This window comes from Thermoflexus sp., assembly GCF_025055495.1.
In the GTDB taxonomy this organism is placed as follows: Bacteria; Chloroflexota; Anaerolineae; order Thermoflexales; family Thermoflexaceae; genus Thermoflexus.
In genome coordinates this window covers 1-10,660 of record NZ_JANWXB010000310.1, presented here as the reverse complement: position 1 = coordinate 10,660, position 10,660 = coordinate 1, and the positions used below count along the sequence as shown (strand labels likewise).

General features: G+C 64.4%; 7 protein-coding genes. 4 read left to right on the top strand and 3 right to left on the bottom strand.

Translation table 11 applies throughout. The features are described from left to right. The 3 genes from NZM16_RS09810 to NZM16_RS09805 all read left to right on the top strand — a co-directional run. On the top strand, positions 1–1,456 hold a 1,456-nt coding region (locus tag NZM16_RS09810; RefSeq protein ID WP_295480184.1), incomplete at its 5' end, for an APC family permease. Positions 1,457–1,469: 13 nt separating this feature from the next. After that, complete coding sequence (locus tag NZM16_RS14075) at positions 1,470–1,763, top strand: CPBP family intramembrane glutamic endopeptidase (RefSeq protein WP_366946223.1); 294 nt, start codon at positions 1,470–1,472, stop codon at positions 1,761–1,763. A gap of 509 nt (positions 1,764–2,272) precedes the next feature. Continuing rightward, a complete protein-coding gene (locus NZM16_RS09805) occupies positions 2,273–3,292 on the top strand; it encodes an alkaline phosphatase family protein (RefSeq protein WP_295480183.1) in 1,020 nt (339 codons plus the stop codon). A 253-nt stretch (positions 3,293–3,545) separates the two neighbouring features. Here NZM16_RS09805 and NZM16_RS09800 read toward each other — a convergent pair whose 3' ends face one another. Together NZM16_RS09800 and NZM16_RS09795 are read right to left on the bottom strand one after the other, a co-directional pair. Continuing rightward, a complete protein-coding gene (locus tag NZM16_RS09800; RefSeq protein WP_295480182.1) occupies positions 3,546–4,595 on the bottom strand; it encodes a hypothetical protein in 1,050 nt (349 codons plus the stop codon). Next, positions 4,595–5,926, bottom strand: coding sequence for a cytochrome ubiquinol oxidase subunit I (locus tag NZM16_RS09795; RefSeq protein WP_295453442.1), 1,332 nt, complete (start codon positions 5,924–5,926; stop codon positions 4,595–4,597). The genes NZM16_RS09800 and NZM16_RS09795 overlap by 1 nt, the downstream gene beginning before the upstream one ends. A gap of 473 nt (positions 5,927–6,399) precedes the next feature. Between NZM16_RS09795 and NZM16_RS09790 the strand changes: the two genes are divergently transcribed. Then, on the top strand, positions 6,400–7,131 hold the full coding sequence (locus NZM16_RS09790; RefSeq protein ID WP_295480181.1) for a class I SAM-dependent methyltransferase: 732 nt from the start codon (positions 6,400–6,402) through the stop codon (positions 7,129–7,131). Positions 7,132–7,354: 223 nt separating this feature from the next. On the opposite strand, the gene NZM16_RS09785 is transcribed toward NZM16_RS09790, so the two are convergent. Continuing rightward, a complete protein-coding gene (locus tag NZM16_RS09785) occupies positions 7,355–10,129 on the bottom strand; it encodes a glycosyltransferase family 39 protein (protein WP_295480180.1) in 2,775 nt (924 codons plus the stop codon). Positions 10,130–10,660: the final 531 nt, after the last annotated feature.

Genomic DNA, 10,660 nt, shown 5'->3' with positions numbered 1-10,660 from the left:
CGACGTGGGGGCGGATGTGTATGTGGCCCTCGGCCTGGTGATGGCCGCCGCCCAGGGAGCCACCCCGCTGGCCTTCCTCATCGCCGGGATCGTTTACATTATGGTCGGCCTGGCCTACACCGAGATGGCCGCCGCCTATCCGGTGGCGGGCGGCGGGCACTATTTTACCCTGCGAGGGCTGGGGGATTTCTGGGGGCTGGTGGCGGGGGCGGCTTTGATGCTGGACTACACGGTGGACGTGGCGCTGTTCGCCATGGCCTCGGCGGGCTACATCAACTTCTTCTTCCCCCAGTTCCGGGAGTTCCAGATCCGCCTTGGGCCGTTCCATGGGGTGAACCTCATCTGGCTGGGGGAGACGCTGGGGCTGATCCTGCTGCTGGCCTTGCTGAACATTAAGGGGATCCGGGAGTCATCGCTGCTCAACGAGGTGCTGGGGGCGCTGGATCTGGTGATGGAGAGCAGCATTATCGTGATCGGGTTCGCCTTTGCCTGGAAGCCCGAGCTGTTTGTGCATCAATGGCAGACCCAGTTCCCCTCTCTGCATCAGTTGATGTATGCGGTTTCGATCGCCGTGATCTCCTACGTGGGGCTGGAATCCGTCTCACAGGCGGCGCAGGAAACCATCCGGCCGGCGACGGTGATCCCCCGGACCTCGCTGGCGCTGATCATCATCGTGCTGTTATTCGCCCTGTCGTTCCCGACAGTCTCCCTGGGGATCCTGCCGTGGCAGGATATCGCCGCACGGGAGGGAGATCCGGTGGCGCGGCTGGCGAGTCAGCTGCCGGCAGTAGGGTTTCTGGCGGGGCCGACCGCTGCGGTGCTGGCGGCGACCATTGTATTGATCTCGGCCAACACCGGGGTGATGGGGGCGAGCCGGCTGGCGTATAGCATGTCGGAGCTGGGGTTGATCGGAGAGGGGCTCTCCCATGTGCATCCCCGTTTTCACACCCCGGTGCGGTCGATCCTGTTCTTCGCGGGGGTGGCGGCGGGGGAGGCGGTGTTTGCCTTTCTGAGCGGCCCTCGGGCTCTGGAGACGATGGCGAACATGTATGCCTTCGGGGCGATGCTGGCGTATTTTCTGAGCACGATGGCCTTGTTGGCCCTGCGGAAGAAGGAGCCCCACGTGCCGCGGCCGTATCGGGTCCCGCTGAACCTCCGCTGGGGGGAGATGGAGATCCCGATCCCAGGGGTTCTGGGGGTGATCGGGACCGGGTTGATGGTGCTGGTGGTGCTGTGGACTCACGATATCGCCCGGGTGGCAGGGCCGATTTGGGTCGCGGTCTGGGTGCTCTACTACGCGTGGTATCGGAGGCGGACCGGCAAGCCGGTGTGGGGGAACCTGCCGCGGGATTGGGACGCGCAACAGATGCGCATCCTGGAGGAGACAGGGGAGTGGGATTTGCTGGAGCGCTTCCGCATGGAGCTGGAGCGCCGGCGGCGGTCCCAGGGCGGATGATCGCCTAGGTCTTGTGGGGAAGAGGGACAACCTTCAAATAGGGCGACCTTCTCTTATTGGCTACTTGCGGGAGTTGGGATTGAACGATGGATGGTCTGTTTTGGTTCAGGCCGTTCTGTTCGCCAGCGGACATTTGCGCTACGTGGGTTCAGGTCGGCAAGGTCTGCTCATGATGGTGTTTGTTTGGGCCCTTATCTGGGGCTGGCAGAGAATCCGGCATGGAACCATTGTGGGGACAATTTTAAACCATGCTCTGGTGAACGCAACAGTGTTTCTTTTTATTGGAGGGGCTGTGACCAGTCTGTAGCTGGTGAACTGGTAGCGTTCACTGGTGACGGATCGCGCTTTCGATTCGTTGGTTTTTTCGGGTGGGCGCGGCCCCCTTCGGCGGCCCCGCCCACCCGAAAAATCAATTCTCGAAGACAGGCCGCCCGCTTCACCACCTTCGTGGAAGGGCGGGGGACCCAGGCGGACATCGCCCCCATGATCGCGGCGCTGCTGGGGATCCCCTTAACCGGATAGGTTCTTGTGGAGTCCGTGAGATCGCCCGGGGCAGCTCCTCACCTCACTTTTTATCCTGACCTCCCGACGGTGGGGGGATTTTCCTCATAGAGATCGAGGCAACCCATGTCAGCGATAATGCATCCTCTTGCATTCTGGAGGTGAAGACTCCTCGTAGCCAGCCAGCGTTTCGGGTCGCAGCCCCATCTGATCCCGCTCTCCCTTAGTGGCCCTGGGAGACAGATCTTGTCACCCTCTCCATGTCCAGCGGCCGGGCTCTACCACCATGGATTACCAAGGCGACCTGACGATCCTGTGTGGAGGGAAGACCCTCCGCCTCCACCGACCAAGCCAGCAGCGGAGAAGATCATCGTCTTCGCCGCGGATGGCATGCGGCCGGATCTGTTGGAGCGTTACGCGCGGGAAAGGGCCATGCCGACCTTTGACAACCTGTTGCACCGGGACGCGGTGGGGGAGAACGGTTTGATCCAGGCCTTCCCGCCCAACACCGGCGTGGGCTGGTATGCCCTGGCCACCGGCACCGGGCCCGGCGAGCACGGCTCCACCAACAATACCTTCCACCGCACGGGGGAGGCCTTCACCGCCCGCACCTCCTTCGCGACCACCGGCATCCTCCAGGCGGACACCCTGCTCCAGGCGGCGGAGCGGGCCGGGAAGAAGGTAGCCTCGGTGGAGTGGGTAGGAGCCCGGACGCTGGTCCCGCCCCTCCAGGGGCCGGTGGTGGATTACCGCTCCTTCTTCTCGATGCGGGGGGTGCTGGTGAACTATGATCTCCCGGGCCAACCGGCGGGGGCTCTGGCCTTCGGCCTCGCTTACGAACGGGTGGACCTCCAGCCGGCCTCGGGTTGGGCGAACGCGCCGTCCTCCTTCAGCCTGCCAATGGAGACGGTGCTGGTGCTCACCTCCGCTGCCACCGCGGTGAACCCCCATCGCTCTTACAACGTGTTGATCTACGGCAGCACGGATGATGGAGCCACGAACTACGACCGGGTCATCTTCCCGCAGGTCTCGGGCCTCTGCTTCACCTACGACGTCGGTGCCCCAGTTGGGAGCCGTGTGATCAGCGCTGTCCGTCAGGCAGCGGATGGCTCCTGCACCGGGCCGGCGGTGGACTTCTCCGCGGCCGCGACTTACACCATTGCCATGAACGACTTCATGGCCTCGGGCGGGGATGGCTACCCGGTGTTGATCGATCGGGCTGTCACCCGGGAGCTGATGGACCAGGTCGTGGAGGCCTACATCCAGGCGAACAGCCCGGTGGCACCAGCAATTCAGGGCCGCATCGTCGGCACGGGACGGGTTGTCCGACAGTGAGGCCGTAGTAAGGGGAAGGACATGGGGTGGGCTGGGCCACGCCCGGCTCACCCCCTCGGTCAAGGGGAAGGAGGTAGGGCAGGCGGCCAGGCTTGCCCTCCTAAAAATGTAGTTCGTTTCTCCTTGGGGGCTTCGGGGGCGGGCCGGGCGCCGAAGGCGCCCGGTCCCCCCTTAAGGAGATCCTTGATCCTCCCTCCCCGTGGCCCTTTGGACCGCAGGGAGAGAGGATCGAGGGGCCCATTCCGCTTGAACCTTATCCGGGACGAACCTCCCGAACTCGAGCCCATACCGTCTTGAAGATCCAGGCAAGGGTGGCGATCCCGATAAGAAGCGTGACCAGGAACAGGAAGACGCTCCCCCATTCCCCTCGCACCGGGATCTTCCCCAGATCCACCCACTGCCCGAGTTCGGCCGCCTGAACCACTTGGCGGGCGATGGCATTGCTCAGGAGCACTCCGCCCTGGAGGATGGTGAGGACGATGGCTGTCGCCGGGCGGGGCTGGGCTCGATACAGCCACGCAGCGGCCCAGGCGATCGGCATGCTGGCTCCGGCCAGAAGCTGCAAGATCTGGGGCAACCGATCGGCCACCGTTGGAGCATACAGGCTGCCGGCGAGCCCGAAGATCCCCAGGCCGATGGTGAACAGAATGGGGACCAGAGGGCGGGCCTGTTCCTGGAGCCGGGAATCGTCCCGGCTGAGCTCGGCAAGGAGCGCCAGGAACGCGCCCACGGTTCCAAAGGCCATCCCGGCCATCAATCCCAGACGGAGCAGGGCTTCTGGATCCAGAGCGAGCGTCCAGCCATGCACACCTCCGGCGGGGGCGGCGTTCTGGAAGAGCGCCGGCCAGCGGTCCGGCCGGGCGGTGAGGGCCATGGCCGCTGAGAACTGGAACCCGATCCATGTCAGCAGGATCACAGCGACCAGGCTGGAGAGAATCCGCCAGCGCCCGAAGGCGGCCGCGTAGACGGCGGTGTAGGCGATCAGGAGCAGAGGGATGATCAGGAACCAGAACCAGGCCTGCAGGATCGTCGCCGGGTAGAAAAATTGGGGATAGAGCGTCTGGAGGAAGAGGAGGGGGACGATCCCCGCGTTGATCCCGAAGGCCATGGCGAAGGGCATCGCAGCGATCAGGCGGTCCGATACGCGAGGGTGGCTTCGCGCCAGGATCACTGCCACCGGCAGGCCGGCGAGCCACAGGTTCATGAACACCGCGTGGAGGAAAAAGCCGAAGACCTTCAGGACGAACAGATAGCCGACGGGGATCGGCATCCCCAGGGGATCCGGACCAGGAACGGGCGGCATCACGGGCCTCCTTTCTGCAGGGTAATGAGATAGGCGATCAGGGCCTCCCGCTCCGATTCATTCCCCAGCCACGGCGGCATCGCCGGGTTCGTCCGATGCAGGTGCCGGATGGCGTCGGCGATCATCTCGGGGGTCCAGGGCTGGATCAGTGGCCGTAACCCGTTATAGCCGTCCAGGGCGTGACAGGACGAGCAGTGGTAAGTGTAGAGCGCCTCGCCGACCTGAACCTTCTGAGGCTCCGGCAGGCGGGCAGGATCTCGGAGGGCTTCCTCCGTCAGCCCCAGGTTCTCTCGCAGGTGGAGCTGTAGCCACGGGGAATGAGCGATCAGGCCGTCCCGCTGGAGGGTAGCAGCCTCCGCCATCCGCACGCCGGGTGAGAAGATATAACGCTCGATGCGGTAGGGTTTTCGGGCTCCTTCGCGGAGGAACTCCCCGCTGGTGATGGCCACCGCGCCGATGAGGAGCATCAACAACGCCTCCGGCGGGTTGATCCAGCGCCCGCCCCGGAGATAGCCCAGGCCAAAGGCGGCCAGCGCGATGAGCGTCGCGCCGAAGTTCAGCGCGGTCATGATCAGCAGAAGGGGGGCGCGGATGATGTTGAGGCGCGCATGGTCCGGCAGCACCGAGAAAAATCCGATCCCCCCGATCAGGATCAGGAGCATCCCGACCACGGCCCAGCGCGAGATGCGGGGGACCAGCTCATCCCGCAGGGCTTCAGGGGCCCGGAGGGAAAGGTGCACCCCGATCCACAGGGCGGCGATGGCCAGCGAGCCGCCGGTCCGGATGAGCGTCTGGGGCAGGAAGGAGGGGTTGAAGAACGCCACGAAGAAATTCGCCTCCGGCGTCCAGCGCCCGGTGGTCAGCATGAAGGCGGTGATGCCGGTGATCAGCACCAGGCTGAGCCAGGCGGAGGCGGCGTAGATCCAGCCCATCGCGATGTGCTCCCGGGGCCTCAGGCGACCCCAGAGGTAATAAAACGCGAAGGCCGAGACGATCTCGATCACGAAGACCACCCACTCCGTCGCCCAGCCGAAGACGAACACATGGATGAGGGCGCTGGTGCTCTCGGGAGCGGTCAGGCCGATGGTCCACCAGATCCCCACGCCGGTGATGGCTCCGAAGACGATCGTCAGCAGCACGAAGAAGCGGGCGAGATCCCGAAGGTAATCCAGGGCATCCGCCCGGCCATGACGGTAAGCCCATGTCACCCCATCGGCCAGCAGGAATCCCCCCCCGACGGCAAACTGGGCCACAATGACATGAGGGATGGCGACCAAGGGGATCAACATGGGGGCCGTGAGAAAAGGGACTACCCAGACAGGAAACTCCATCAGCTCCTCCCAGGGCGGTTTCTATATCAAGCAGCGCCCCGGCATCATTCCGTGCAGCCCACTCCTGGGACTCCTCTACTGGCCCTGCTCAAGAGCTTATCCGATGATCGAGGGCCGCGTCAATTTTTCGCTGACGAATGCCGGGATATAACTTTACCTCACCTTCACTCCTCTCAGGTCCGATCGTGAGCTTTGTCTCCAACTCCTTCTCCATCCCTTGCGCTCGCAACGTCACCCTCCTGTCGGATCAGAAGGCTTGTTGCATAATTCGCAAGAAGGGGCTTTTTGGAGCCAGGAAGGCCACCTTTGGGGGCCTTCCCAGCGCCACCCATTCTCTTCCTCTCCCCTCCTTGCGGCCCCAGGGCCGTGGGGAAGGGAGAGCAGGGGAGTGAGACGGACCCTCCACCGGATTGTGCAATGCGTCCATAATCAACGGTGGAAGTGATCTTTTGTTGAGCGGAGGGCTTGGGGGGATGATCTCAGCGGAGAAAGCCGCGCGGCGCGGGGTGCCCAGTCTGACCTGGGGTCCCGGACAGGCCCGGCGCCTGGAGCTGATGCGACCGTTCGCTCGCCTGGAGGCCGCCCGGGTTCTGGTGGATGGGTGTGGGGTCGGGATGTATGTGGAGGCCCTTCAAGCTTTCACATCGGAGGTCCATGGCCTGGATATCGAGGAATCCTACTTGCGGGAAGCCCAGGCCCGCGGGCTCCGGCTCCTGGTCGCCGCCGCCGCCGAGGCCCTCCCTTATCCGGACAACACGTTCGATATTGTGCTCTCCCATGAGGTGATCGAACATGTGGCCGACGACCGCCAGGCGGTGGCCGAAATGGTCCGCGTGCTGCGGCCGGGCGGCCGCATCCTCCTGTTCTGCCCCAACCGCTGGTTTCCCTTCGAGACCCACGGACATTACTGGCGGGGACGTTATCACTTCGGGAACACGCCGCTCATTAACTACCTGCCGGATCCTTTGCGCAACCGCCTGGCGCCCCACGTGCGGGCTTACAGCGGACGCGCTCTCCGTCGCCTCTTCGCTGGCCTCCCCGTTCGCATCGTTCACCACACGCGGATCTTCCCGGCTTTCGACCGCATCATGCGGCGGCATCCCCGGGCCGGCCGCCTGCTCCGCTGCATGGCAGATCTCCTGGAACGCACCCCTCTGAACTGGCTGGGCCTTTCCCATTTCATGGTGGTGGAAAAAACCCCTTAGGGGCAGACACAGGGGCCTGCCGATGGGGGCAGACACAGGGGGCTGCCCCTACGAAACGCGCGATGCGCCAGGTCGTTTTTGTAGGGGCAACCCCCTGGTTGCCCTCATTCCCTGTGGCAACCCCCGTGGTGGCCCCTACCGGATCGATACAGGGCCTGGGGCAGGCACGGGGGCCTGAGGGTAGGCACAGGGGCCTGCCCCTACAGATACAAACACGGAACGATCAACGTCCCATTCCCTTCACCCGCACCGGGAGCTCGAGATGATCCCGACCGTCCGCCGCTCGAACCCGCTGCATCGTATCCGGATCGTAAAGCACGACGATCAGCCGGCCCTCGCCAACAAGGGGCTCCCGGAAGGTCACCGGGTGTGGATCTTCGATGTATTCCCCCTGAACCCATGAGGTGGTCGGGCTGACCCCATGGGCGGGCGGTCGGTCGTCCTGGCCCACTAGGCGGCCCTCCTCATTGAGAACCTGAACGGACACGACATAGGGGCGCTCGACAGGATCCTCATTCAGCGCTCGCCAGATTAGACGGACGTTCAGGGTGTCTCCAGGTTGCAGGATCGTGCGATCCAGGGAGATCCCGACCAGCTCCGCCAGGCCCGGGAAGCGCTGGCCCACCGGGATCTCGTAAGGGGGCGGATCGAATCGGCGTGGCCGCCCCGCGATCTCCACCGTCCCCAGGGAGATCCCCAGCCCCTTCCCCCAGCGCAGCCGCACCTCCGCCGGCCCCTCTGCGGCCTGGGAGGACAGCCAGACCACCCGACGGTCCAGCACCGGAAGCCCCGGGATCCATCGGGACAGCGGATAGTGACCATAGCCGGGATCCCCCATCTGGCGGCCCAGGATCGCCTCTCCCCGCGCGATCTCCAGCGTGAGCGGTTGATCCGGAAGGCCGGGGCGATCGGCCTGGAGGAGCAGCAGGGCCCGCAGAGGCTCCCCTGGCGCCAGCAAAGATGGAGCCAACTGGAACCCCAGGAGCTGAAGCCCATCCCCCAAAGAGAGGGGATGGGTCAGGTGGGGAACGCCTGCCATTGTGCCATAAGGATCCGCCGTCGTTCGCGGCGGATGCACCTTCACCGCCCCCAGGGTCAGGGATCGGCCGCCGGGGTTGCGAGCCTCATCCAGGATGTCGAGCCCTTTCAGGTCCGGTTCCCGATAGAGCGTGACCGTGAGGGTATAAGGCCCGGGGGGCGCGCCCAGGGGGACCGGCACCACAAAATACGTGGTGGTCTCCTCGCCGGGGGACCAGCGGGCCGTGTAGCGGTGAAGGTCGTTCATGAGCATCCAGTCCATGCCGCTCACCCGCTGGCGGCCAGGGTCGAGGAGGGCGACCGCGGCTTTCAGGTTCTCCGGGATCGGGGCGGGCATCCGCCAGCGGAGGGCCACCGCCACCCCCTCTCCGGCGCGGGCCTCCCCCTCGGCGAAGGCCCCGGATAACCATAGACGGTCTCCGAAGTTGATCTGGGTGGGTTGTAGCGGCGGCATCGCCACCGGGCGTTCCAGCTCGTAAACCCATAGGGTGTAGCCTGCGAACTCGCGGTGGTCGATCAGCCGGCCGGCGGCTTCCAACAGGAAAGGGATGAAACGCTTGTCGTCGGTGACCGAACGGAACCAGTGCAGGAGAAAGACCCGTTGCTTCCCGTCGGTGATCGCCTGGAGCTCCGCCAGGCCCTCGGCTTCCCGGCCCCGCATCTTGATCCCCTGAATCGGAGAGGGGCCGGTGTAGTATTGCTGGAGGGTGTATTCCTCGGAATCCACCACGATCGCGTCCTCCGACGTGGTGACCGCGCTGAGGTAGGCGGCCACCCCGCGCACGTCTTCCCGGAAGAAAGCGGGATCATAGTAGACGATCCACAGCCCCTGCAGGAAGGTGGCCCCGATCGCCAGGGTCAGGGCCAGCGCCAGCGCCCGGCTCACGAGACGACGTTCGCCCCAGAGGGCGGTTATCAGGGTGGCGTCTGTGAGCAGCAGGGCCGGGGTCAGCATCAGGATGTAGCGGGGGTGGACGATGGGCTTCCACCGGGTGATGCCGAACACCAGCAGCAGGGGAAGGGCGAAAGCCGCCAGCCATATCGCCGGTCGGAGAGGGATTCTGCGCTGGCGACGCCAGATGGCCAGCCCGACGGAGAGCAGCGCGCCCGCGAAGGCGATCCCGTAAGCTGCGGAGGCCATCACGAACCCGGGCCGTGGCGGGGGCTCACCGGTCTTCCCCAAGACCTCCCGGATGCCGATGTTGAAGAAATGCCAGGTCAGCGAGAGGAACTCGAGGAGTGTGGGGAAGGTGGCCCGCTCATCGCTGTGCTGGCCCGTCTGTCGGTAGGCGGGGGGCAGCCAGGGCGCGTAGGCGAGGATCACCAGGGCCTGGGTCAGGGCCCAGCGGCGGAAATTCCATCGACGCTCTTCGATCGGTTGGCGCAGGAGCAGAAGGAGGGCGGCCAGGTTCAGGAAAATGATGGCAACCACCGAGAAATAGTGAGTATACATCATCGCTGCCTCGGTGATCCCCATGGCGATTAGGGTTCCGGGGGACCAGCGGCGGGCGCTGATCATGCGGCTCAGGAGGAAGAGGGCGAAGAGATATTCCAGCGCGAAGAGGGTATACATCCGCGTTTCCTGCGAGTAATACACGTAAGCCGGGGCCAGGGTGGCCAACCCGGCGGCCAGCAGTCCAACGGCGCGCCCGACTCCCTCCCGGGCGATCCGGTAGAGCAGGGGAAGGGTCAGGATCCCGAAGATCGTCGACAGGAAGCGCGTGGTGAATTCATTGTAGCCGGTGAACGTCCCCCAGAGCGAGAGCAGGATGTAGTAGAGGGGGGGATGGATATCGACCGCCGTCATCCGGATGGCGGTGAGGATGCCGTGGCGGGCCAGATAGGTGCTGTAGCCCTCATCCCACCACCAGCTCTGGAGGGCAATCCGATGGAGCCGGAGGGCGAAGGCGATCAGGATCAGCAGGATCAGGATGCGATCGATATGGGCGATGCGCCTCATTGGTGCGACAGGTCTCCCTCGAGGATCCGCGTTTTTGCGGGCGGGGCGCGCCCCGCCCGCAAATCCTATTTCTCTTGCTGTTGATGTTTCGGTCGGGCCTGAACAGACGAGGGCGGGAAGTTCTGAGCCTTCATGGTAAGCGGTCCTTGCATGTTTGACGAATGGATGGGTCGCCCATCGTAAACTGGTGTGACATCCCCTGATTGTTGGGTTAATCTCCGGTCGCCTGATATTTCCTCTCCGTTAGGGAGCCTTTAGGAGCTGGGGGGCACCAAGGGCGGCTCCCCAGTTCCCCACGGCCCCTTGGACCGCGGGGAGGGGGGATTAAGGGGGGAGGCGCCATCGGCACCCTATCCCGCCTCCGTCAGCAATGAAATACCCCTGGACCAATCACTGAGGGACACCACCAGGAATTTCCCAAGACCGCCCATGACCCCTTCCGCTCATGATAGGACGAAAGTCCTATATACTGTGGACCTAACTTCCTATATCATGGATTCAAAATAATTTGTCTTATTTATCAAAACCTTG